The sequence below is a fragment of the Embleya hyalina genome (genome assembly GCF_003967355.1).
Lineage (GTDB): Bacteria > Actinomycetota > Actinomycetes > Streptomycetales > Streptomycetaceae > Embleya > Embleya hyalina.
Window position 1 is genome coordinate 47,533 of sequence record NZ_BIFH01000016.1, and the last position, 21,623, is coordinate 69,155.

23 protein-coding genes are annotated in these 21,623 nt (G+C 73.1%); 14 read left to right on the forward strand and 9 right to left on the reverse strand.

All coding sequences use genetic code 11. The features are described from left to right. The first annotated feature begins 56 nt into the window (after window positions 1-56). The 4 genes from EMA17_RS10840 (at window position 57) to EMA17_RS10855 (ending at window position 4,576) form a co-directional block, all read left to right on the forward strand. A complete protein-coding gene (locus EMA17_RS10840) occupies window positions 57-866 on the forward strand; it encodes an ATP-binding cassette domain-containing protein (protein ID WP_246126582.1) in 810 nt (269 codons plus the stop codon). After that, on the forward strand, window positions 863-2,128 hold the full coding sequence (locus EMA17_RS10845) for a sugar ABC transporter permease (protein ID WP_126636733.1): 1,266 nt from the start codon (window positions 863-865) through the stop codon (window positions 2,126-2,128). The genes EMA17_RS10840 and EMA17_RS10845 overlap by 4 nt, the downstream gene beginning before the upstream one ends. A 56-nt stretch (window positions 2,129-2,184) precedes the next feature. After that, window positions 2,185-3,369 carry an ROK family protein gene (locus tag EMA17_RS10850; protein ID WP_126636734.1) on the forward strand — a complete coding sequence of 395 codons (1,185 nt, stop codon included), beginning with the start codon at window positions 2,185-2,187 and terminating at the stop codon, window positions 3,367-3,369. 289 nt (window positions 3,370-3,658) lie between these two features. Further along, window positions 3,659-4,576, forward strand: a complete 918-nt coding sequence (locus EMA17_RS10855; protein WP_126636735.1) for an SDR family oxidoreductase — start codon at window positions 3,659-3,661, stop codon at window positions 4,574-4,576. 18 nt (window positions 4,577-4,594) lie between these two features. On the opposite strand, the gene EMA17_RS10860 is transcribed toward EMA17_RS10855, so the two are convergent. After that, window positions 4,595-5,467, reverse strand: a complete 873-nt coding sequence (locus tag EMA17_RS10860) for an esterase/lipase family protein (RefSeq protein WP_126637154.1) — start codon at window positions 5,465-5,467, stop codon at window positions 4,595-4,597. 392 nt (window positions 5,468-5,859) lie between these two features. Here EMA17_RS10860 and EMA17_RS10865 point away from each other — a divergent pair, with 392 nt between their 5' ends. Both EMA17_RS10865 and EMA17_RS10870 read left to right on the forward strand, forming a co-directional pair. Beyond that, window positions 5,860-6,993, forward strand: coding sequence for a PP2C family protein-serine/threonine phosphatase (locus EMA17_RS10865; RefSeq protein ID WP_160161365.1), 1,134 nt, complete (start codon window positions 5,860-5,862; stop codon window positions 6,991-6,993). A 172-nt stretch (window positions 6,994-7,165) separates the two neighbouring features. Beyond that, on the forward strand, window positions 7,166-8,416 hold the full coding sequence (locus EMA17_RS10870; RefSeq protein WP_126636737.1) for an acyl-CoA thioesterase/BAAT N-terminal domain-containing protein: 1,251 nt from the start codon (window positions 7,166-7,168) through the stop codon (window positions 8,414-8,416). Between the two features lie 28 nt (window positions 8,417-8,444). On the opposite strand, the gene EMA17_RS10875 is transcribed toward EMA17_RS10870, so the two are convergent. The 6 genes from EMA17_RS10875 to EMA17_RS10900 form a co-directional block, all read right to left on the reverse strand. Then, entirely contained in the window at window positions 8,445-9,461 is a 1,017-nt protein-coding gene (locus tag EMA17_RS10875; RefSeq protein ID WP_174861342.1) for an NADP-dependent oxidoreductase, read from the reverse strand. A gap of 60 nt (window positions 9,462-9,521) precedes the next feature. After that, the gene (locus tag EMA17_RS10880; protein WP_126636738.1) at window positions 9,522-9,974 is read right to left on the reverse strand and encodes a MaoC family dehydratase; all 453 of its coding nucleotides are present in this window, start codon (window positions 9,972-9,974) and stop codon (window positions 9,522-9,524) included. Between the two features lie 70 nt (window positions 9,975-10,044). After that, window positions 10,045-10,830 (reverse strand): 3-oxoacyl-ACP reductase FabG, encoded by a 786-nt coding sequence (gene fabG, locus EMA17_RS10885; protein ID WP_126636739.1) that lies wholly within the window; start codon window positions 10,828-10,830, stop codon window positions 10,045-10,047. Window positions 10,831-11,086: 256 nt separating this feature from the next. Then, the gene (locus EMA17_RS10890; RefSeq protein ID WP_126636740.1) at window positions 11,087-12,118 is read right to left on the reverse strand and encodes a WD40 repeat domain-containing protein; all 1,032 of its coding nucleotides are present in this window, start codon (window positions 12,116-12,118) and stop codon (window positions 11,087-11,089) included. Between the two features lie 109 nt (window positions 12,119-12,227). Further along, window positions 12,228-13,208, reverse strand: coding sequence for a zinc-binding dehydrogenase (locus EMA17_RS10895; protein ID WP_126636741.1), 981 nt, complete (start codon window positions 13,206-13,208; stop codon window positions 12,228-12,230). A gap of 133 nt (window positions 13,209-13,341) precedes the next feature. Next, a complete protein-coding gene (locus EMA17_RS10900) occupies window positions 13,342-14,202 on the reverse strand; it encodes a tetratricopeptide repeat protein (protein ID WP_126636742.1) in 861 nt (286 codons plus the stop codon). 117 nt (window positions 14,203-14,319) lie between these two features. On the opposite strand from EMA17_RS10900, the gene EMA17_RS10905 reads away from it, so the two are divergent. From EMA17_RS10905 to EMA17_RS10915, 3 genes are all read left to right on the forward strand, one after another. Continuing rightward, a complete protein-coding gene (locus tag EMA17_RS10905) occupies window positions 14,320-14,973 on the forward strand; it encodes a M15 family metallopeptidase (protein WP_126636743.1) in 654 nt (217 codons plus the stop codon). Window positions 14,974-15,154: 181 nt separating this feature from the next. Further along, the gene (locus EMA17_RS10910) at window positions 15,155-16,525 is read left to right on the forward strand and encodes an alkaline phosphatase (RefSeq protein WP_126636744.1); all 1,371 of its coding nucleotides are present in this window, start codon (window positions 15,155-15,157) and stop codon (window positions 16,523-16,525) included. 121 nt (window positions 16,526-16,646) lie between these two features. Further along, window positions 16,647-17,081, forward strand: coding sequence for a GNAT family N-acetyltransferase (locus EMA17_RS10915; protein WP_126636745.1), 435 nt, complete (start codon window positions 16,647-16,649; stop codon window positions 17,079-17,081). A 24-nt stretch (window positions 17,082-17,105) separates the two neighbouring features. Here the strand turns inward: EMA17_RS10915 and EMA17_RS10920 are convergent, their stop codons facing one another. Next, window positions 17,106-17,876, reverse strand: coding sequence for a helical backbone metal receptor (locus tag EMA17_RS10920; protein WP_126636746.1), 771 nt, complete (start codon window positions 17,874-17,876; stop codon window positions 17,106-17,108). A gap of 55 nt (window positions 17,877-17,931) precedes the next feature. Here EMA17_RS10920 and EMA17_RS10925 point away from each other — a divergent pair, with 55 nt between their 5' ends. Both EMA17_RS10925 and EMA17_RS10930 read left to right on the forward strand, forming a co-directional pair. Continuing rightward, entirely contained in the window at window positions 17,932-18,612 is a 681-nt protein-coding gene (locus EMA17_RS10925; RefSeq protein WP_126636747.1) for an MSMEG_1061 family FMN-dependent PPOX-type flavoprotein, read from the forward strand. Window positions 18,613-18,730: 118 nt separating this feature from the next. Continuing rightward, window positions 18,731-19,330, forward strand: coding sequence for a CatB-related O-acetyltransferase (locus EMA17_RS10930; protein WP_126637156.1), 600 nt, complete (start codon window positions 18,731-18,733; stop codon window positions 19,328-19,330). Between the two features lie 21 nt (window positions 19,331-19,351). Here EMA17_RS10930 and EMA17_RS10935 read toward each other — a convergent pair whose 3' ends face one another. Further along, window positions 19,352-19,918 carry a TetR/AcrR family transcriptional regulator gene (locus EMA17_RS10935; protein ID WP_126636748.1) on the reverse strand — a complete coding sequence of 189 codons (567 nt, stop codon included), beginning with the start codon at window positions 19,916-19,918 and terminating at the stop codon, window positions 19,352-19,354. A gap of 117 nt (window positions 19,919-20,035) precedes the next feature. Between EMA17_RS10935 and EMA17_RS10940 the strand changes: the two genes are divergently transcribed. The 3 genes from EMA17_RS10940 to EMA17_RS10950 all read left to right on the forward strand — a co-directional run bounded on the left by EMA17_RS10940 (window position 20,036) and on the right by EMA17_RS10950 (window position 21,611). Further along, window positions 20,036-20,575 carry a carboxymuconolactone decarboxylase family protein gene (locus EMA17_RS10940; RefSeq protein ID WP_126636749.1) on the forward strand — a complete coding sequence of 180 codons (540 nt, stop codon included), beginning with the start codon at window positions 20,036-20,038 and terminating at the stop codon, window positions 20,573-20,575. After that, entirely contained in the window at window positions 20,572-20,784 is a 213-nt protein-coding gene (locus EMA17_RS10945; protein WP_126636750.1) for a hypothetical protein, read from the forward strand. The genes EMA17_RS10940 and EMA17_RS10945 overlap by 4 nt, the downstream gene beginning before the upstream one ends. A gap of 233 nt (window positions 20,785-21,017) precedes the next feature. Continuing rightward, window positions 21,018-21,611 carry a TIGR03086 family metal-binding protein gene (locus EMA17_RS10950; RefSeq protein WP_126636751.1) on the forward strand — a complete coding sequence of 198 codons (594 nt, stop codon included), beginning with the start codon at window positions 21,018-21,020 and terminating at the stop codon, window positions 21,609-21,611. Window positions 21,612-21,623: the final 12 nt, after the last annotated feature.

The following is a 21,623-nucleotide window of genomic DNA, read 5'->3' on the forward strand; positions in this document are numbered from 1 at the left end:
GTCGGTTCCGGTCGGCGCGTCCCACCCCTGCCGCCCCCAAGCGAGGAGCCCGCATCGTGGCCCTGTCCCCCACCCCCGCCCCGCCGCCCGCGTCGAATCCGGTGCTCGAACTGCGCGGTGTCAACAAGAGCTTCGGCGCCGTCCACGTACTGCGCGACGTCGACCTGTCCGTGTACGAGGGCCAGGTCACCGCGCTCGTCGGCGACAATGGCGCGGGCAAGTCGACCCTGGTCAAGTGCATCGGCGGGATCCACACCGCCGATTCCGGCGAATACTTCTTCGACGGTGCGCCGGTCACCGTGCACAGCCCGCGCGACGCGTCCGACCTGGGCGTCGAGATCGTCTACCAGGACCTCGCCCTGTGCGACAACCTCGACATCGTGCAGAACATGTTCCTCGGTCGGGAACGCCGGCGCGGCTGGGTGCTCGACGAGGACAGCATGGAGCAGATCGCCGAGGAGACCCTGGCCGGCCTGTCCGTGCGTACCGTCTCCTCGATCCGCCAGCGCGTCTCCAGCCTCTCCGGCGGCCAGCGCCAGACCGTGGCCATCGCCAAGGCGGTGCTGTGGAACAGCAAGGTCGTGGTGCTGGACGAACCCACCGCCGCGCTGGGCGTGTCGCAGACCGCGCAGGTGCTCGAACTGGTCCGCCGCCTCGCCGACAACGGCCTCGCCGTCGTACTCATCTCGCACAACATGAACGACGTGTTCGCGGTCGCCGACCGGATCGCGGTGCTCTACCTGGGTCGTACCGCCGCCCAGGTCAACGCGGGTGAGATCACCCATTCCCAGATCGTCGAACTCATCACGTCGGGACAGACCGAGGCATTCGGTCCCGGTGCCGGTCGAAACGGAGTGAACCGATGACGAGCAGCGCCCTGCCTCTCGCCGACGGCAACAGCGGGACCGGTGCCCCCGAATCACCGGTGGTCGCGCACGTGAAGGACTACCTCGCCCGGCTGCGCGGCGGCGACACCGGCGCGATGCCCGCGGTGCTCGGCCTGGTCGTGCTGTGCACGGTATTCGCCATCATGCGCCCCAAATTCCTCAGCGCGGGCAACTTCGCCAACCTGTTCACCCAGGGCGCCGCGGTCACCGTGATCGCGATGGGGCTGATCTTCGTCCTGGTCCTCGGCGAGATCGACCTGTCCGCGGGCTTCGCCAGCGGGGTGTGCGCGGCGGTGCTCGCGGTGCTGCTCACCGAACACGACTGGCCCTGGTACGCCGCCGTACTCGCCGCGCTGGTCGTGGGCATGGTGATCGGCCTGGTCCTGGGCGTGCTGGTGGCCAAGGTCGGCATCCCCTCGTTCGTGGTCACCCTCGGCGCGTTCCTGGCCTTCCAGGGCGTATCGCTGCTGCTGGTCAAGGGCGGCACCAACGTGCCCGTGCGCGACTCGACCATCCTGGCCATCTCCAACCGCAACCTCGCCCCGATCGCCGGCTGGCTGCTGGCCGCCGCCGCGGTCGCCGGGTACGGGGTGGTGCACGTGCGCCGCAACCGCGGCCGGGCGCGCCGCGGGCTGAGCGCCGAGCCGATCGCGATCACCGGCCTGCGGATCGGCGTGCTCGCCGTGCTGGTCGGCCTCGCCGTGTACGTGCTCAACCAGGAGCGCAGCCGCAACACGGTGATCTCCTCGCTGCGCGGCGTGCCGATCGTGGTGCCGGTGCTGGTGATCCTGCTCCTGGTCGGCACGTTCGTGCTGCGCCGCACCCCGTACGGGCTGAGCCTGTACGCGGTCGGCGGCAACCGCGAGGCGGCCCGGCGGGCCGGCATCAACGTCGACCGGGTGCGCATCTCGGCGTTCGTGATCTGCTCCACGATGGCCGCGATCGGCGGCATCGTCGCCGCCTCCCGCGCCAACTCGGTCGACTCCAACACCGGCGGCAGCAACGTGCTGCTGTACGCCGTGGGCGCCGCGGTGATCGGCGGCACCAGCCTGTTCGGCGGCAAGGGACGGGTGTTGGACGCGGTGCTCGGCGGCGCGGTGGTCGCGGTGATCGACAACGGCATGGGGCTCATGGGGTACAGCGCCGGCGTCAAGTACGTTGTGACCGGCGTCGTGCTGCTCCTCGCCGCCGGGGTCGACGCCCTGTCGCGGCGGCGGGCCGAAGCCGCCGGGCTGCGGTGACGCCGCCCTCCCCCTCGATCGACGCCACGGATGAGAAAGGCAGGGTCCGCAGCCCGATGCGCGCAGCGCCCACCCAGGAGGACATCCGCAGGCAGAACCTGGGGGCGCTGCTGCGCCACGTGCACGTGCTCGGCCCCACCTCCCGGGCCCGGTTGACCGCGGGCATGGGCCTCAACCGCAGCACGATCGGCGCGCTGACCACGGAGCTCGCGGCGGCCGGGCTGATCGTCGAGGAGGCGCCGCGCGACACCTCCGGCGGCGGGCGGGGCCGGCCCTCGCTCGTGGTCCGGGCCCAGTCGCAGCGGGTGTACGTGTACGCCTTCACGATCGGCGTGGACCGACTCGTCGCGGCCCGGGTCGGGCTCGGTGGGGTGATCCTGGATCGCCGCGAGCTCCAGCGCCCGGGCAGCGGGTTCTCGCCGAAGGAGGTGGCCGAGGCGCTCGGCGGGTTCGTCGCGCAGATGCGGCTGAGCGCGCCGCACGACGGGGTGTGCGTGGGCGCGGGCGTGGCGGTGTGCGCGATGGTGCGCGGCTCGGACGGCACGATTCCCGAGGGGCCCACCCAGGATTGGCGCAACGAACCGCTGGGCGAACGGCTTTCGGCGGCGATCGGGATGGTGGTCATGGTCGGCAACGACGCCGACCTGGGGGTGGTCGCCGAGCACACCCGGGGTGCGGCGGTGGGCTGCGACGACGTGATCTACCTGCACGGCGACGTGTGCATCGGCGGCGGCATCCTGTCCGCCGGGCGGCCGGTGGCCGGCGGCGACGGGTACGCGGGCGAGGTCGGGCACATGGTGGTCAATCCGGACGGCCGGCCGTGTCGGTGCGGGGCGCGCGGCTGCTGGGAGGCCGAGATCGGCGAGTTCGCGCTCACCCGGGGCACCGCGAAGCACACGATCGGCGGCCTCGCGGACGCGGCGGCGCGCGGCGACCACGACGCGGAGGAGGGGATGCGCCGGGTCGGCGACTGGCTCGGCCTGGGCGTGGCCAACCTGGTCAACATCCTCAATCCGCAGATGGTGGTGTTCGGCGGCACGCTGCGCGAGGTGTACCTGGCCACCGCCGCGCAGGTGCGCAGCCGACTCAACCGCACCAGCCTGTCGGTCACCCGCGAACACCTCAAACTGCGCACGGCGGCCCTCGGCGACGACGCCCCGCTGTACGGCGCCGCCGAGCTGGCCTTCGCCCGCCTGCTGGACAACCCCCTGGAATCGGGGTTGGCCCCGGCGGCGGGGTAGGGGGTCGGCGGCGCGCCCACGATCGGGTGGACTCGGCGCGCCGATTCCACCGTCCGGGTGACCTTTCCGGTCGCCCGGCGTGGCACGCCGTGTTTCATGGTCCTCGTGCGGGCCGCCGAGTCCGAAGGGTGCATCGCGCCCGAGCATCCCCCGAACCCGGCGGCCGGCACCCCGAAGCCCGCGACGCCCCACCGACGTTCACCGCCCCCGTCCCGGCGCGGGTTTGCCGCATGTGATCCCGGGCAGCGGCCGACGAGACGGCGATCCACGAGCGGCACCGGGAGTCGGCATGGCCACGAGCACCCTCCGCGACCGGGTCGCCCTGGTCGCCGGAGCCACCCGGGGCGCCGGCCGCGGCGTCGCGGTCGAACTCGGCGCGGCGGGCGCGACCGTGTACGTCACCGGCCGCAGCACTCGCGGGCAACGCTCCGAGTACGACCGCCCGGAGACCATCGAGGACACCGCCGACCTGGTCACCGCCGCCGGCGGCCACGGCATCGCGGTACCCACCGACCACCTGGAGCCGGCGCGGGTCCGGGCGCTGATCGAGCGCATCGACGCCGAACAGGGCCGCCTCGACGTGCTGGTCAACGACATCTGGGGCGGCGAGAAGTTGTTCGCCTGGGACACCCCGGTGTGGGAGCACGACCTGGACGACGGGCTGCGGATCCTGCGCCTGGCCGTGGACACGCACGCGATCACCAACCATCACGCCCTGCCGTTGCTGCTGCGCACCCCCGGCGGTCTGGTCGTGGAGATGACCGACGGCACCGACGCGTACAACCGCGACAACTACCGGGTGTCCTTCTTCTACGACCTGGCCAAGTCGTCGGTGTTGCGGATGGCCTTCGCGCTCGGCCGCGAACTCGGCCCGCGCGGCGCCACCGCCGTCGCCCTCACCCCGGGGTGGCTGCGCTCGGAGATGATGCTCGACGCGTACAAGGTGACCGAGGCGAACTGGCGCGACGCCCTCCGGGTGCAACCGCACTTCGGCATCTCGGAGTCCCCGGCGTACGTGGGCCGGGCCGTGGCGGCGCTGGCCGCCGACCCCGACGTGGCCCGCTGGAACGGGCGATCCCTCTCCAGCGGGCAACTCGCCGGCGTCTACGGCTTCACCGACACGGACGGCAGCCGCCCCGACGCCTGGCGCTACCTGGTCGAGATCCAGGACCGCGGCCTCCCCGCCGACCAGACCGGATACCGCTGAGACCCGAACCGGCCGGGATCAGCCGCCGAGGACGGGCAGGGACAGGGCGCAGGCGCGGGTGGTGCGGGTGGGGTCGAGGGCGTTGAGGACCTCGTTGAGGGCCACCCGGTCGTAGATGATCGCCAGGTGGTCGGAGAAGTCGAGGCCGCAGTGGTCCTGGACGGTGACGTTGCGCACGTTCGGGCCGGTCAGGAACGCCAGGGTGTAGGGGACGATCACCTCGTCGTACCGGCTTTCGATCATCGTGTAGCGCACACCGGGGACGGTGTCCGGAAGGGCGTCGAGGGCCCGCATGAACGCGGAGCCGCGATCCTGCTGCGTGCACGCCGGGCACAGGCGGTCGAAGGCCGCCCGGCCGCCGGGGAAGGCGTCGAGCAGGTTCAGGATCGCGCCCAGGTTCGCGCCGTGGCTGCTCGGGGCCAGGCCGACCAGGTCGTGCACCTTGGCCGCGCCGCCCGCGACCTGGAGGTAGTAGCGCGGGAGCGCGCCGCCGCCCTGCGAGTGGCCGACCAGGTCGACCCGGTCCGCACCGGTGGCGGTGCGGACCCGGTCGACGAAGGTGTCCAGTTGGGCCGCGCTGTCCGCGATGTCGCCGTAGCCCTGGAACAGGCCTGGCGCGCCGCCGTAGTTCAGCGCGAAGACGCAGTAGCCGTTGTTCTTCAGCAGCGGCGACAGCGCCTGCCAGCTGTCCGTCATGTTGCCGAGCGTGCCGTGCAGCAGGATCACCGGACGCGGGTGTGCGGCACTCGGTCGACAGCCGAAGTCGTTGGCGCCGGGGGGTGCGGAGCCGGGTGCCGCGAGTTGCGCCGCGATGCCGGCGGCGAAGCTGTACGGCACGGGCAGCCGGGGTGCGGCGCCGGCCGGGGCGGGCATCATCCAGGTCGCCACCATGGTCACGGCCGCGCCCAGGACGCCGAGCCGGGTCCGGAGGCGGCGGAGCCTGCGGGCCGGGGGGCGGGTGGAATCGGGCGGGACGGCGGAACCCGGGGCCGTCCTCGGGGTGGATCTCGACACGCGTTCGGAGCCGTGCATCCGCGCCTCCAGGTGATCGCGAGTGGCCCGCGGCGATGCGGGGGCGCGAGGCTATCGGCGGTACGTGTGGGTTACAACGAGACGGCGCGGTTGGCCGCGAATGGGCGGTCGTCCACCGTGTGGCGTAGCTGGGGGCGGGGTGGACCGGGAAAGGGTTTCGAGGGGCGCCGGCCCCCGGTGATCGACCGATGACCGATCCACTCCGGGTGACCCCTCGCGGTGCCCGCCCGACGCAGGACGGTGCCCAGCCGATGAGCGAAGCTGCGGTGGTCGAGGCGCAGCAGGGGCGGGCGCTGCGGCAGTTGATCCCGGTGCTTCCGGCGCTGCTCTACATCACCATCGTGGCCGTCGACTTCGGCACGCCGGACGAGTTCCGGACCGACGACATGTTGTGCCTGGTACCGATGACCGCGTCCGCGCTGGTCCCGGTGCGCCCGACCGTGGTGTACGCGGTCCTCGCCACGGCGACGTTCCTCGTCCTGGACCCGTGGCTGGCGTCGGCGGGATACGTACACGACTGGGCCGGCTTCATGGTGGTCGTCCTGGGCGGGGCCATCGCGGTGGTGACGGTGCTGCTCCGCACCCGTCTCCAGGAGCGGGTCTCGCGCCTGGGCAACGTGGTCGAACACGTGCAGCGCGCGCTGCTGCCGCCGGTGCCGCCGGTGGTGGGCGGGATCCGGGTCGAGCGCAGCTACCTGGCCGCCGAACGGGACGCGGAGGTCGGCGGCGACGTCTACGACGTGGTGGACACGCCGTATGGGACGCGCGCGTTCATCGCCGACGTGCAGGGCAAGGGGCTGACCGCGGTCGGCGCGAGCGCGGCGCTGGTCGGCACGTTCGACGAGGCCGCCCACGCCGAGTCCGACCTGTGGCGGGTCGGGCGGCGCATGGACGCGGGGTTGGAGCGCTTCGGCCGCAACCAGGTGCTGCTCGGCGAGCCGGACTCGGACTGGTTCGCCACCGCGTTGCTGATCGGGTTCGACGGGGACGGCCGGGTCGAGCTGACCAACCACGGGCACGAGGCGCCGGCGGTGATCGGCCCGTCCGGGGTGCGCTGGTTGCAGGTGCCGCCGGAGTTGCCGCTGGGTCTGGCCGGACTGGTGCCGGCGGAGGACCGGGCGCCGACGTACCGGTTCCGGATGGCCCCGGACGAGTTGCTGCTGCTGTACACCGACGGCACCACCGAGGCGCGGGACGCCGCCGGCCGGTTCTTCCCGCTGCGCGACTGGGTCGCCCGGCACGCGGACCCGAACCGGTCCGCGGCCGAGTTGTTGGCCGATCTCCAGCAGGCGCTGCTCGCCCACGTGGGCGGGCGGCTCACCGACGACGCGGCACTGATGGTGCTGCGCCCGGTGACGCCGGAGCCGGTCGGCTCGGCGGGATGACGTCACACCGGCGTCCGCGGCGCGGGCTCTCCCCGAATCCGCTACCGCCACGGGGGATGCGGCCGTTACCGTCGACTCGACGCCAGGGAACGCGCCACGCGGCCGGCGAGGATCGGGGCGTCCGCCGCGCGGGCTCGGAGGATGCGACGGGGGCGGGGCCGTGCGAAATCGTATGCGTGGGTGGACGCGCGTCCTGGTGGCGCTCGCGCTGCTCGGCGCGGGCATCACGGAGAGCACGCGGGCGCCGGACGGTCGGCCCGTGATCGAGGTGGACGCGCCGACCGCGCTCCTGGATCGGGCGGTGCACATCCGGATCGGCGGGCTGCCGGCCGGGGAGAAGGTCGGCGTCGATCTCGGGGCGGTGGACGCCGAGGGTGAACCGTGGCACGGCCACGCCACGTTCCGTGCGAACCCCCGCGGCGTCGTCGACCTGGACACCGCGACCCCCCTGTCCGGCACCTACCGAAAGCCGGACGGCATGGGGTTGTTCTGGTCGATGAACCCGAGGTCGGGCGATCCCGAGCAGATGTACTTCATCCCACCGGACTCGGGGGAGCACGTCTTCGACCTCACCCTCACGGCCGCGGTCCGCGGTCGTCCCCCCGTCTCCCGAACGCTCACCAGGCAGTGGACGGCACCGGGTGTCGTTGCCCGGGTTCTCGCCCCCGCCACGGACGGGGTGAGCGGGATGCTCTTCCTGCCCGCCCCCGGGACCCCTCGGCACCCGGCCGTGCTCGCCTTCGGCGGTTCGGAGGGCGGACGCGGCCCGATCACCGACGCCGTACTGCTCGCCGGACACGGCTACCCGGCCCTGGCTCTCGGCTACTTCGGACTCCCCGGCCTCCCCGACGAGTTGGCGAACATCCCGCTGGAGTACTTCGCCGGCGCCGCCCGCATCCTGGCCGCCCAACCGGGAGTCGATCCCGAACACATCCTCGCCCAGGGCTACTCGCGCGGCACCGAGGCCGCCCTGCTCCTCGCCCGGCACTACCCCGACCTCGTGCACGGCGCGATCGTGTACGCCCCGTCGGCGACGGTCCACGCCGGATTCCCGCGTGGGCGGACCGCCTGGACCAAGGACGGCGAACCCATCGCCGAGGGTCGCATCCCCCTCGACCGTGTCGACGGCCCGGTCCTGGCCATCGCCGGCACCGACGACCGACTGTGGCCGTCGGCGGATTCGGCCCGGGAGATCGTCGCCGAACTCGACGCCCTCGGCAACCCCTACCCGCACCGGGCCCTGATCTTCCCCGACGCCGGGCACGGCGTCGGCACGCATCCCTACTTCGCCGCCGGCACCACGCTCAACCACCCGGTGACCCGGGAACTGCTCGACATGGGCGGCACCCGGGCGGCCGACGCCGCCGCGCAGGCACAGGGGTGGCCCCAGGTCCTCGCCCTGCTGGCGTCCCTCACCCGGTGAGCGGAACGACCCGGGAACGGCCGACGGGTCAGCGGATGCGCAGCACCAACTTGCCCGTGTTCGCCCCGGTGAACAGGCGCAGCAGTGTTTCCGGGAAGGACGTGACGTCGCCCTCGACCACGTCCTCGCGGGCGCGGAGCCGGCCGTCCGCGAGCCAACCGGCCAGCTCCGCCGTCGCCTCCGGGTAGCGGTCGGCGTAGTCGAAGACCACCATGCCGGTCATCGACGCCCGGTTGACCAGCAGGGAGAGGTAGTTGCTCGGGCCCGGGCCGGGTTCGGTGTTGTTGTACTGGGAGATCGCGCCGCACACGATCACCCGCGCGCCCCGGGCCAGCCGGGTCAGCGCGACGTCCAGGATCGTGCCGCCGACGTTGTCGAAGAACACGTCCACGCCGTCGGGGCAGTGCTTGCGCAGCGCGGCGGGCACGTCGTCGTTCTTGTAGTCGACGGCCGCGTCGAAGCCGAACTCCTCGGTCAGGGTGCGGCACTTGTCCGGCCCGCCGGCGATGCCCACCGCCCGACAGCCCGTCAACCTCGCGAGCTGACCGACCACGCTGCCCACCGCGCCGGCCGCGCCGGACACCAGTACGGTCTGCCCCGGCTGGGGGCGGCCGATGTCGAACAGGCCGAAGTACGCGGTCAGTCCGGTGGCGCCGAGCACGCCCAGGTGGGTCTCGGGCGGGGCGATGCCCAGGTCCACCCGGCGCACCCCCGCACCGTCGGATTCCGCGTACTCCTGCACGCCGAACGGGCCGAACACGTGGTCCCCGACCGCGAAGTCCGGGTGTCGTGAGGCGAGCACGCGGCCGATCGCGCCGGCGCGCATCACCTCGCCGATCCGCACCGGCGGGATGTACGAGCGCACGTCGTTCATCCAGCCGCGCATCGCCGGGTCGAGCGAGATGTGCGAGACCTCGACCAGGAGGTGCCCGTCGGCCGGTTCGGGCACCGGTTCGACGGTCGACTCCCAGTCGGTGGGCACGGGCAGGCCGGACGGGCGGGCGGCCAGCCGGATCTGACGGTTGCCGGCGGCGGGCGTGGTCATGGGGACGCAACTCCTCGGTCGTGGACGTGCCGGTCGGTCGGGCGGTCGGATGCCGGACGGTCAGGGGACGACCAGGGAGAGCGTGTCCGCGACGCACGCCGGCTTCGCGACGCCCTCGATCTCGATGGTGTGCCGCACCGTCAGCCGCACGCCCTGCGCGGTCCGGGTCGTGTCCACCAGGACGGCGTGGTCGCGGATCCGCGCGCCGACCGGCACCGGGGCGGGGAAACGCACCTTGTCCGAGCCGTAGTTGACGCCCATCCGCACCCCGCGCACGGTGAACAGGTCGGCGGCCAGGACGGGGATCAGCGACAGGGTGAGATAGCCGTGCGCGATGGTGGTGCCGAACGGGCCGGCCTTGGCCCGTTCCGGGTCGACGTGGATCCACTGGTGGTCGCCGGTCGCGTCGGCGAAGGTGTCGATGCGTTCCTGGTCGACGGTCAACCAGTCGCTGGTGCCCAGCGGTTCGCCCTTGGCCGCGAACACCTCGTCGACGTTCTCGAACACGCGCATGGTTGCTGCTCCTTCGGGATGGACCCGGGCCGGGGGTGGCCGGCCCGGGCGCCTTGGGGTTCGACCACGCTCAGCAGAGCGGGCCACCGGCGACGTAGATCACCTGGCCCGAGACGAAGCCCGCGTCCTCGCCGGTCAGGAACGCGATGGTGTTGGCGATGTCCTCGGGGCGGCCGACCCGGCGGACCGGGATCTGCTCGGCCGCGGCCTCCTGGAACGCCTCGAACTCCATGCCGACGCGGGCCGCGGTGGCCGCGGTCATGTCGGTGACGATGAAGCCCGGCGCCACCGCGTTGGCGGTCACCCCGAACTTGCCCAGCTCGAACGCGAGGGTCTTGGTGAAGCCCTGGAGTCCGGCCTTGGCCGCCGAGTAGTTGGCCTGCCCCCGGTTGCCCAGCGCGGACGAGCTGGAGAGGTTGACGATCCGGCCCCAGCCGGCGGCGGTCATGTGCGCCTGGACCGCGCGGCTCATCAGGAACGCGCCGCGCAGGTGTACGTCGATGACCGTGTCCCAGTCGCCGTCGGACATCTTGAACAGCAGGTTGTCCCGGATCACGCCGGCGTTGTTGACCAGCACGGTCGGCGCGCCGAGGGTGTCGGCCACGCGCGCGACGGCGGCCTCCACCTGGTCGCCGACGGTGACGTCGGCGCCGACCGCGAGCGCGGTGCCGCCGGCCGCGACGATCGCGGCGACCGTGTCGGCACAGGCGGCCTCGTCCAGGTCGAGCACGGCCACGGCCCTGCCCTCGGCGGCGAGCCGGCGGGCGGTGGCCGCGCCGATGCCGCGCGCGGCGCCGGTGACGATGGCCACGCGCGGGGTGGTCGAGGTCGCGGTCGCGGGGGTGTTCTCGGTCATGGGTGCGGGGTCCTCCGGGTCGTCGCCGGCACGGGACGGCCGACGGATACGGCGCTTCCGACCGCCCCGGGAGCGACCCGCGCCCGTCCGGCCGAAGGCGCCGACCGATCGATGTTCACGGGTCTCGGAGCGTGGGGTAGCGGGATTCTGCTGTGCGGTAACGGTACCGACCGGTCGGTATCAAGGCTAGAGCGCACCACGAACTCGTTCGGGTCGACCGGGCGCCGAGTGTGTGCGGCCCGGGGCCGGGCGGACGTCAACCGTGTCGCAGTACCGCGAGTTCCCGGCCGAATGCGACGACCACGCGGCCGCCCGGGGCCACGGCCACGGCGTCGACCGGGAGCGGGAACAGCAGGCGCGGGCCGATGGGGCCGTGGGTGGTCAGATCCCACACCCGTACCGTGCCGCACTCCTCGGTCGAGGTGGTCTCGCCCGTGGCGCCGCCGGCGACCACGATCGGGCGGCCGGCGAGCAGGCCGGTCGCGACGGCGGACACGTCGGCGGCGAGCGGTGCGCCGATCGGCTCGCGCGTGGCCAGGTCCCAGACCCGCGCCGCCCGTCGGCTGCCGGTGACCGCGACCGGGCGACCGTGTACGACGGCGGTGGCCACGTCCGTCACCGCGCCGGCGTGTCCGGTCAGCGGTGCGCCGAGCTCGGCGCCGGTGGCCAGGTCGATCACCCGTACCGCGACGTCCGCTTCGCCGTCCCGGCCGGCCTCGGGGCCCACGATCGCCACCGGACGCCCGTCCAGTTCGGCCGTCGCCACCGCCCACACCGATCCGGTCAGCGGTTCGCCGACCGGCAGGCCCGTGGCCGGATCCCACACCCGTACGCCGGCCGAGTCCCCGGTGACCGCCACCGGGCGCCCGGCCACGGTGGCCCGCGCGGCGCCCACCCACGCGGTCCGGCCGACCAGGGGCCGGCACAACTGGCGGCCGCGGTCCAGGTCGAACACCCGTACCGTGGCGCCCCACCCGGCCGTCCCGGCGACCACCACCGGCCGGCCGCCGACCAGCGCGGTCGTCACCGCGGCCACCCGTGCGTCGTGCCCGACCAGGGGTTCGCCGACGGACCGTTCGGGAAGCAGGTCGCGGATCCACACCCCCTCGGGCCCGCGGCCGGTCGTCCGCGCCGGCGGGTCGGTCGCCGTCCAGGGGCCCGTCACCCAGTCCGGCCGCCAACGCGCAGGCGGTTCGCGGTCGACCGGGTCGGCGGGAGGGGAGGTCGCCGACGTGTCGTCGTCGATCGTCGCGAGCCAAGAAATATCGCCCTGCGCAACGTTGGACATATCACCATTGTGCCCGTCGGCGCCCACCACGCGCACGGTCTCCGGCCCGATGCGCCGGCCGAAAACCGGCACCGCCGGCGGGGTGTGACGGCGACCGGGACGCCGGCGCTCAGGCCCGGACCGTCAACACCACCTTGCCGTCGGTGGCGCGGGATTCCAGGGCGGCGTGTGCGGCCGCGGCCTCGGCCAACGGGAAGGCGGTGACGGCCGACACCATCGTGCCGTCGGCGGCGGCACGCAGGGCTCGGGCGGTCAATTCCGGCCAACCGCCCGCCGGGACCATGTTCGGGCCGATCGCCCAGGTCGCGGTCAGTTGCCGCTCGATCAGGTCGCGCGTGGTGATCTCGGTCGGCTCGCCCGCGGCCCAACCGTGGAGGAGGAACCGGCCGCCGGGGCCCAGGAGTTCGAGGGCCTGCCGGCCGAGCGCGCCGCCGACGCCGTCGAGCACGGCGGTGGGCTCGCGGCCGGCCAGTGCGGCCCGCACCCGCTCGGGCCAGTCCGCGTCGCGGTAGTCCATCGCGACGTCGGCGCCCAGCGCACGCACCTTGGCCACCTTCGCCGGGCCGCCCGCGACCCCCACCACGAGCGCCCCGGCGGCCCGCGCGGCCCGGACGAACAGGCCGCCCAGGCCACCGGCGGCGGACATCACCAGGACCACGTCCCGGGCGTCGAGCCGGGCCACCCCGAGCACGCCCTGTGCGGTGGTGCCGGTGGTGATCGCCGCGACCGCCTCGGCGGCGCCCAGGCCGTCGGGGATCGGGTGCACCGCGGCCAGGTCGGCGACCGCCTGCTCGGCGTACCCGCCGCCGTCGCCGAGTTGCGCCACGACCCGACGGCCCAGCCACCGCGCGGCCACCCCCGGCCCGACCGCCGCGACCACGCCGGCCACCTCGCCGCCGGGGGTGGTCGGCAACGTCGGCGGCCGGTGCGGGCCGATCGCCTCCCCGCGCCGGAGCCGGGTCTCGATCAGGTGCACACCGGCGACCTCGACGTCGATGCGCACCTGTCCCTCGCCGGGCCGAGGGTCCGGGACCTCTTCGAACCGCAGGTTCTCGGCCGGGCCGAACGTGTGCAGCCGGATCGCGCGCATGGGTGACTCCCGGGTTCGAAGTGGGCGCCCGCGGTCCGAGGGACCGACGGGCGCCGGGTACCGGAGCCACTATGAAAGATGAAGTCGACTTCAGGTCAAGCCGAGCCGGCGAGCGCGACCCGCGAGGCACGGATCAGACCGCGACCAGGTCCGTCCACGAGCGGGTGTCCCCCATGTCGGCCCAGGCGTTCAGGAGCGAACGGGCCTCGGCCTCGGGAGCGGCGATCCGCACGCCCACCCCCACCCCGTGCCCGCTCGTGCGCTCCTGCTCGACCCGGCCCTCGGCGCAACACCCGCACAACATCCGGATGCCGGCCGTCGCCTCCAGCGCGAAGTCGCGTGCGGTGAAGGACGTCTCCAGCGCGTCGAAGTCCGCCTCCGCCGGCGCGGTCACCTCGGCCGTCCATGTGGGCATGTCGGACGCGCGCCAGAGCAGGAGTTCGTCGAAGACCGGATAGGTGTGACCGCCCATCACCCGCTCACCCTCGGGCGCGCCGTCGTGCAGCACGATGTCGCCGAAGCGGCGGGCCGGGGACAGCGGCACGTTCAGCACCACCGCCCGGGTCGGACAGATCCGCCGGGCCCAGACCACCTCCTTGCCCTCGGGGGTGTCCAGACGGACGCAGGTGATCCCGAAGTCCTGGTCGATCTCCCCGGTGCCCGGCGCGATGTCGAGGCCGTACGCCCGCCACGACGCGCGCGCCGTCTCCCACTCGCCGAGCGCGGTGGCGGCGATGCCCAGGTTCCAGTGCGCGGGATCCCCGGTGCCCGGCGGCGGCACCAGCGCGGCGGCCTGCCGACCGACCGCGAAAGCCTTCCGCCAGTCGCGCAGGAACTTGTGCGCGAGCGCCGCGTCGAAGGCCCACTGCCCCGCGAGCGCGTGGTCGGGCTCGGCGGCGAGCAGTCGCTCGTATCGGTCGGCGGCACGCGCCCATTCCTGTCGGCCCCAGGCCCGTTCGGCCCGATCGATCAGGACACGCGTGCGGCGGTTCATCGGTACGACTCCCTCTCGGCCATCGTACGTCGACGGTCCGGACGGAGTGTGCCGGCCGACCCCGACAGGCGCGGACGGTGCGTGCGGCGGCGGCCGCCGCCAGGGGATGATCTTCGTATGGATCAGATCATCTTGATGTCCGACCCGCTCGTGGCCGCCATCCCCGTCCGCGACCGCGGCGAGCCGCTGGTGGACGTGCGCGCGGACGGCTCGTTGCCGGTGGACGCGCGCCAAGAGGAGTGGGCCGCCGCGTACACCTTCCTGCGCGTCGGCGTGCTCGACCGGCTGATCAAGGCGCAGGCGGCGCTGCCCGACGGGCTGCGCCTGCTGTTCGTCGAGGGATACCGGCCGCCGGCCCTGCAACGCCGATACTTCGAGGAGTACGCCGACGAACTGCGCGCCGCGCATCCCGACTGGGACGCCGACCGCGTCCACGTCGCGGCCAGCCGCTACGTCTCCCCGCCGGAGATCGCCCCGCACAGCGCCGGGGCCGCGGTCGACCTGACCCTCGTCGACCCGACCGGCCGCGAACTCGACCTGGGCACCCCGATGAACGCGAGCCCGGAGGAAAGCGCCGGCGCCTGCTACACGGCCGCCGAGAACATCACGCCGCAGGCCCGCGCCAACCGCACCATCCTGAGCACCGCCCTGAGCGAGGCCGGCCTGGTCAACTACCCGACCGAGTGGTGGCACTGGTCCTACGGCGACCGCTACTGGGCCCTGCTCACCAACACCGACTCCGCCCTCTACGGCCCCCGCGACCTCCCCTGACCCACCCCGACCGGGCCCGGAGCGGCGAACATATCCCGCCGCTTCGGTCGGAACGTGCGCTTCGGGCATGGGAACGGACATTCGGGTGTCCGCGACACGTCATCTGTTCTTCGCTCCTTGGTTCCCCCCGGACTGATGAACTCTGGATCGTCGGCAACGCGTCGACTTCGAGGAGGAGAAAATGCCGGATCTGCGTTTGTCCCGTCGTCATCTCGCGTGGGGAGCGGCCGCCGTGTTGGCCGTCGGCGTCGCCGTACCCGGCGCGGCGTCGGCGTTCGGTCAGGCGGATCAAGCCCGGCACGCGATCAAGGACGGTCAGGCCAAGAACGTCATCATGCTGCTCGGTGACGGGATGGGCGACTCCGAGATCACCCTGGCCCGGAACTACTCGGTCGGCGCGGCCGGTCGACTGAACATGGACGGGTTCCCGCTCACCGGCGCGTACACCACGTACGCCGTGGACAAGGACAAGCGTCCGGACTACGTCACCGACTCGGCCGCGAGCGGCACCGGGTGGGCGACCGGGCAGAAGACGGTCAACGGCCGCATCTCCAAGACCCCGGACACCGACAAGGCGCTGCCGACGATCCTGGAGCTGGCCAGGAAGAACGGCTACGCCACGGGCAGCGTCACCACGGCCGAGCTGACCGACGCCACTCCGGCGGTCCTCCAGGCGCACGCCACGGACCGCAGCTGCCAGGGCCCGGCGGACATGGCCAAGTGCCCGACCGACACGATCGCCGCGGGCGGCCCCGGCTCGATCGCCGAGCAGAGCGTCGCGGGCAGGTTCGACGTGCTGCTCGGCGGCGGCAAGGCCCGCTTCGACCAGACCATCACCCAGGGGCCGTTCGCGGGCAAGACCGTGCTCCAGCAGGCGCGGGAGTCGGGCTACCAGATCGCCACCGACGCCGACTCGCTCAAGGCCGCCCGGGCCGGCAAGCCGGTGCTCGGCCTGTTCGCGCCGGTCAACGTCCCGGTCGAGTGGACCGGCAAGGCCGCCGCTGTCGGCGGTACCGAGCCGCAGCGCTGCGTCACCTCGAACCCGAACCGTCCGGGCACCACGCCGACCCTGGTGCAGCAGACCGCCAAGGCGATCGAACTGCTCGAGGCCAAGCAGTCCGGCCGCGGCCACGACCGCGGCAAGGGCTTCTTCCTCCAGGTCGAGGGTGCCTCGATCGACAAGCAGGACCACGCCGCCGACCCGTGCGGTCAGATCGGTGAGACCGTCGCGTTCGACCAGGCGGTCAAGCTCGCCCGCGAGTACGCGGCCAAGCACCCCGACACGCTCGTGGTGACCACCGCGGACCACGCGCACACCAGCCAGATCGTGCCGCTGGACGCCACCCCTCCGGGTCTGTCCTCGACGCTGATCACCAACGAGGGTGTGCAGCTCAAGGTCAACTACTCGACCAACACCCCCGGCAAGTCGCAGGAGCACACCGGCACCGAGGTGCGCATCGCGGCCCAGGGCCCGCAGGCGTTCCGCGTGCTCGGCGTGACCGACCAGACGGAACTGTTCAACACGTTCCGGGCGGCACTGCGACTGCGCTGACGCGACGCTTCGGCCACGACCGCGGCCCGCGGGCTCTCCCGCCCGGGGGCCGCGGCGCGTTCGCGCCCGCGCGCCCCGATAACGTTCGATCTTCCGGCACATCGACAGGAAGAGGTGGCGCATGGTCGACATCGGCAGGCCGACCCCGGCGGATCGAGCCGACTGGCAGGCCCTGTTCGAGGGGTACAACACCTTCTACGAACGCACTCTCGCCCCCGAGATGTTCGACCGCGCCTGGACCGCGTTCCAAGAGGACACCCGGATGCACGCGCTGGGCGCCAAGGTGGACGGGAAGCTGGTCGGCATCACGCACTTCCTGGTGCACGCGAGCACCACCGCGCCCGACGTCTGCTACCTCCAGGACCTGTTCACCGCGCCCGAGGCCCGCGGCCGGGGCGTGGCCCGCGCGCTGATCGGCGCGGTGACCGAGTGGGCCCGCGAACACGAGTGTTCCCGGGTGTACTGGTCCACCCACCAGGACAACGCCACCGCCCGCCGGCTCTACGACCGGGTGGCGCTGAACCGCGGATTCGTGCTGTATCAGATCAACCTCTGAGCCGAGCCGCGAGCGCGCCCCGGATCACCCGCCGACCCGGCCGCCGGCCGCCAGTTGCCCGGCGAGCACCGCGGGGGCCGCCGCCAACGACGGTCCGTACCAGGTGAGATACCGCCCGTCGACCAGTGCGACGGGCAGCCCGGGGAACGCCTCCGGGCCGTCCTCGGCGGTGAACCGGTAGGGCTCGTCCGGCAGCACCACCAAGTCCGGTTCGGCGGCGCGGAGCTCGTCGACGGAGACCTTCGGCCAGCGGTCCGCGTGCTGTGCGAACACGTTCGTCAGGCCGAAGCGGGCCAGCACGTCGGCGGCGAAGGTGTCCCGGCCGGCGACCATCCACGGTCGCCGCCACACCGGGACGATCGCCCGACGCGGCGCCGCCGCCGGCAGCCCCGCCCACGCGGCCCGGCAGGCGGCGAGCCAGGGCGGGGCCGGCAGTCGGCAGCCGAGCACGAGCATGCGCTCCAGCGCGGTGAAGGCCTCGTCCAGGCCGCGAACCCGGGTGACCCACACGGCGATTCCGGCCGCCCGCAGCACGGCCAGGTCGGCCGGGCGGTTCTCCTCCTCGTTGGCCAGGACCAGATCCGGGGCCAGGGCGCGGATGGCGTCCAGGTCCGGGTTCTTGGTGCCCCGGATCCGGACCACGTCCAGGTCGGCGGGATGCGTGCACCAGTCCGTGGCGCCGACCAGCAGCCCGGGCGCGCTCGCCGCGACCGCCTCGGTGAGCGAGGGCACCAGCGAGACCACCCGCCGAACCTCGTCGGGCACCGGCACGGGCAGATCCAGATCGTCACGCATGCCTCGACCCTACGGGGACCGGCGGGAGATCAAGGACACGCCCTAGGGTGGCGGCATGATCACGAGCACCGAGAACCCCATCACCGAGAGTGGTCCCAGCCTGTTCGACGCGCTGAGCGCGGACGCGATATCGGACGTCACGGGCCTGCGCGAGCTGTACGAACATCCGGGCGCGGCCGCCGCCGCCAAGGAGATGGACCGGCTCACCGAGAAGACCCGCGCGCTGGTCGGCTGCGCGTCGTTGGTCTTCGTCGCCAGCACGGACGCCGCCGGTCGTTGCGACGTCACCCCGCGCGGCGGCCCGGCCGGTTTCGTCACCGTGCTCGACGACCGCACCCTGGTCATCCCCGACGCCACCGGCAACAAGCGCCTCGACACGCTGCACAACGTGGTGGCGACCGGCCGGGTCGGGCTGCTGTTCGTGATTCCCGGGCGCACCACCACACTTCGCGCCAACGGGCGCGCGTGCGTGTCCGCGCGGCCCGAGTTGCTGGCACGACTCACGCCGGTGGGCAAGCCGCCGGTCAGCGCGCTCGTGGTCGAGGTGGACGAGGTGTACCCGCACTGCCCCAAGGCGCTGCTGCGCAGTTCGGCCTGGAAGCCGGACGGTTGGCTGCCGGCCGACGCCCAGCCGAGTTCGGCCGAGGTGACCCTGGCCCAGCTGCGCATGCCGGGGTTGACCATCGAGGCCGTCCGGCAGGCGGAGGAGGACTCGTTGAAGTACCGGTACGAGTAGCCGGCGGCGACACCCGCAGCACCGAATCCCGTGCCACCGGCCCGTCGGCCGGTCGATCCACCCTTGGAGTACCGCCGTGAACGACGAGAGGCCGGCCGATCCCACCGTGCTGCACCCGATGCCGGGGCAGCCGCGCGTGGTCCTGCTCAAGCCGCTGGTGACGTCGCCGCTGATCGAGGTCGGCGACTTCTCCTACTACGACGACCCGGACGATCCCACCGCGTTCGAGATCCGCAACGTGCTCTACCACTACGGGCCGGAGCGGCTGGTGATCGGCAAGTTCTGCGCGCTGGGCGAGGGCGTGCGGTTCGTGATGAACGGGGCCAACCACCGGATGGACGGGCCCTCGACCTTCCCGTTCCCGATCATGGGCGGGTCCTGGGCCGACCACTTCGACCTGATCTCCGGCCTGCCGGGGCGCGGCGACACGGTGGTCGGCCACGACGTGTGGTTCGGCTATCGGTCCATGGTGATGCCCGGGGTCCGGATCGGACACGGCGCGATCGTCGCCTCCGGTGCCGTGGTGGTGGACGACGTCCCCGACTACACCGTCGTCGGCGGCAACCCGGCGAAGCCGATCCGTACCCGATACGGCCCGAAGGACGTCGCGCGCCTGCTCGAACTGGCGTGGTGGGACTGGCCGATCGAGCACATCACCCGGCACGTCCGGACCATCATGTCCGGCACGGTCGCCGAGTTGGCGGCGGTCGCTCCGTAGCCGAGGACTCGACCGGCGCCCCTACCCATTACCGGCCCCGGCTCCGTCGGCCGCCAGCAGCGCCTGGGCGATCCGACGGGCCCGGACGGCCGGGGCGGGGGTGCGCTCACGCAGCGCGGTGACGATCGCGCCGTCGACGAGCAGCGCGAACTCCCGGGCCAGGAGGTCCGGTTCCGAGACCCGCGCGGCGGTCAGGAGCTGTTCCAGGTAGGCGACCACCCGCTCCTTGTGGTCCGCCGCGACGCGATGCGCCGAACCGTCCGGGTCGGCGGACTCGACCATCGTGTTGATGAACGCGCACCCCCGGAAGTCGTTCCGCGCGAACCGCTCGGCGAGCGCGTCGAAGACGGCCGACGGGCCGCCGCCCAGCGCCTCGACCCGCTCGGCGAGCCAGGCGCGCCAGCGCCGGTCGCGGGCCTCCAGGACGGCGACGACGAGGTCGTCCTTGCTCGGGAAGTGCCGATACAACGACGCCCGGCCGACGCCGGACTCGGCCAGGATGCGTTCGATGCCGACGGCGCGGATCCCCTCCGCGTAGAAAAGTTCCTCGGCGGTGGCGAGCAGACGGTCTCGGGCTTTGACGGGCACGTTCGGATCCTAACCCCTCTTGACCAAAAACGGTACCGATCAGTACCGTCTGCAAAACGGCACCGACCGGTACCGTTTTCGACGGCACACCGAAGTACAAGATCGACGGGGGTTCGCATGTCGTCCACACCCACATCCACGCCCACGTCACCCGGGGCGACCGACGCGCACGCGGACCTGCTGGCGCGCGTCGAGAAGCAGCTCGGCCGGGTGCCCAACCTGTACGCGGCGCTCGCGAGCGGTCCGGCCGCGCTGGAGGGCTACCTCGCGATGCGCGACCGGCTCACCCGAGGTGTCCTGCGGGCGCGCCTCCGGGAGCAGTTGGCGCTGCTGATCGCGCAGGAGAACGAGTGCACCTACTGCGTCAGCGCGCACTCCTACCGGGGCGGCCTGATGGGTCTGACCGAGGACGAACTGCGGGAGACCCGGGACGCGCACGACGCGGATTCGCACACCGACGCCGTGCTGACCCTGGCCCGGCGGATCGTCCGCACCCGGGGCCGGGTCGGCGAGGAGCACCGGTCCACGGCCCGCGCCGCCGGGGTCACCGAGGCCGAGGAGGCCGAGATCGTCGCGCACATCGCGCTGAACACGTTGTCCAACTACTACAACCACCTGGCTCGGCCCGAGCTGGACTTCCCGGAGGTGACCGCGTGACCCGGACCTGGCACACCGCGTCCGTCGAACTCGTCGACGGTTATCCGGTACGAGGCGCCGACGGCGTTCCCACCACCTCCGTCCCGACCGCGCGCGTCGCGATCGAGGGCGGCTTCGCCCACCTCGACATCCCCGACACCGGCGTCGTCCAGGTCGTCTCCGCACCGGCGATACGGCTGATCACCTATCGGGAGGAGGCGAGGAGCTGAGCGGACACCGGCACCGGCCGACACGGGGGTGCGGCCGGTGGGGGTGGCGGGACCCGCTTCCGCACGGTGTGCGGTGCCGCACGGCGCGGCCGGCGACGTCGACATCGTCGCCGGCCGCGCCGTGCGGAGGCGCGCGAGGAAACGCGACGCGGATGTGCGACGCACCGATGAGTTTTCCCGGCCCGCGCGGTCCACCCCCCAAGGACTCGAACCGCACCCAGAGGAGCCACCCCATGACCGTGGACCTGCACTCGCCGGCCGCGACCGTCGCCCGTCTCGCGGCCGACCTGCCGGACGACCGACTGGACGATCCGACCCCGTGCGCGAACTACGCGGTCCGGGATCTGCTCTCCCACCTGGTGGGTCTGACCATCGCCTTCCGCGACGCGGGCCGCAAGGATCTGGGCCCGTCGACCGCCACCGCCCCGCCCGCGAAGATGCCCGACCTCGATCCGGACTGGCGCACGACCCTGCCGCGCGAGCTGGACGAACTCGTGGCCGTCTGGCGGCGGACGGACGCCTGGGAGGGGATGACCCAGGCCGGCGGGGTGACCCTGCCCGCCGAGGTCATGGGGCTCGTCGCGCACAACGAACTCCTGCTGCACGGCTGGGATCTGGCCCGCGCGCTGGGTCGCGAGTACACCGTGGACACGGCGAACCTGGAGGCCTCGCTGGCCTTCCTCGCCCCGGCCCAGGAGGCGGTCGACCCGGATCTCCCCGACCCGGACGCCATCTTCGCGCCCCCGGTGGCGGTACCCGCCGACGCGCCGCTGCTGGACCGGGTCGTCGCCATGGCCGGCCGCAGCCCGTCGTGGCGGGCGGTGTAGGCGCGGCGCGGG

What these genes read in the sequence shown, in the direction of transcription:
- EMA17_RS10910 (WP_126636744.1), top strand. Translation starts at nt 15,155, where the DNA reads ATGCCGGATCTGCGTTTGTCCCGTCGTCATCTCGCGTGGGGAGCGGCC.
- fabG (WP_126636739.1), bottom strand. Translation starts at nt 10,830, where the DNA reads ATGACCGAGAACACCCCCGCGACCGCGACCTCGACCACCCCGCGCGTG.
- EMA17_RS10895 (WP_126636741.1), bottom strand. Translation starts at nt 13,208, where the DNA reads ATGCGCGCGATCCGGCTGCACACGTTCGGCCCGGCCGAGAACCTGCGG.
- EMA17_RS10930 (WP_126637156.1), top strand. Translation starts at nt 18,731, where the DNA reads ATGCCGGGGCAGCCGCGCGTGGTCCTGCTCAAGCCGCTGGTGACGTCG.
- EMA17_RS10880 (WP_126636738.1), bottom strand. Translation starts at nt 9,974, where the DNA reads ATGCGCGTGTTCGAGAACGTCGACGAGGTGTTCGCGGCCAAGGGCGAA.
- EMA17_RS10865 (WP_160161365.1), top strand. Translation starts at nt 5,860, where the DNA reads ATGAGCGAAGCTGCGGTGGTCGAGGCGCAGCAGGGGCGGGCGCTGCGG.
- EMA17_RS10915 (WP_126636745.1), top strand. Translation starts at nt 16,647, where the DNA reads ATGGTCGACATCGGCAGGCCGACCCCGGCGGATCGAGCCGACTGGCAG.
- EMA17_RS10920 (WP_126636746.1), bottom strand. Translation starts at nt 17,876, where the DNA reads ATGCGTGACGATCTGGATCTGCCCGTGCCGGTGCCCGACGAGGTTCGG.
- EMA17_RS10870 (WP_126636737.1), top strand. Translation starts at nt 7,166, where the DNA reads ATGCGTGGGTGGACGCGCGTCCTGGTGGCGCTCGCGCTGCTCGGCGCG.
- EMA17_RS10925 (WP_126636747.1), top strand. Translation starts at nt 17,932, where the DNA reads ATGATCACGAGCACCGAGAACCCCATCACCGAGAGTGGTCCCAGCCTG.
- EMA17_RS10875 (WP_174861342.1), bottom strand. Translation starts at nt 9,461, where the DNA reads ATGACCACGCCCGCCGCCGGCAACCGTCAGATCCGGCTGGCCGCCCGC.
- EMA17_RS10905 (WP_126636743.1), top strand. Translation starts at nt 14,320, where the DNA reads ATGGATCAGATCATCTTGATGTCCGACCCGCTCGTGGCCGCCATCCCC.
- EMA17_RS10940 (WP_126636749.1), top strand. Translation starts at nt 20,036, where the DNA reads ATGTCGTCCACACCCACATCCACGCCCACGTCACCCGGGGCGACCGAC.
- EMA17_RS10860 (WP_126637154.1), bottom strand. Translation starts at nt 5,467, where the DNA reads ATGGTGGCGACCTGGATGATGCCCGCCCCGGCCGGCGCCGCACCCCGG.
- EMA17_RS10950 (WP_126636751.1), top strand. Translation starts at nt 21,018, where the DNA reads ATGACCGTGGACCTGCACTCGCCGGCCGCGACCGTCGCCCGTCTCGCG.
- EMA17_RS10900 (WP_126636742.1), bottom strand. Translation starts at nt 14,202, where the DNA reads ATGAACCGCCGCACGCGTGTCCTGATCGATCGGGCCGAACGGGCCTGG.
- EMA17_RS10890 (WP_126636740.1), bottom strand. Translation starts at nt 12,118, where the DNA reads ATGTCCAACGTTGCGCAGGGCGATATTTCTTGGCTCGCGACGATCGAC.
- EMA17_RS10850 (WP_126636734.1), top strand. Translation starts at nt 2,185, where the DNA reads ATGCGCGCAGCGCCCACCCAGGAGGACATCCGCAGGCAGAACCTGGGG.
- EMA17_RS10845 (WP_126636733.1), top strand. Translation starts at nt 863, where the DNA reads ATGACGAGCAGCGCCCTGCCTCTCGCCGACGGCAACAGCGGGACCGGT.
- EMA17_RS10855 (WP_126636735.1), top strand. Translation starts at nt 3,659, where the DNA reads ATGGCCACGAGCACCCTCCGCGACCGGGTCGCCCTGGTCGCCGGAGCC.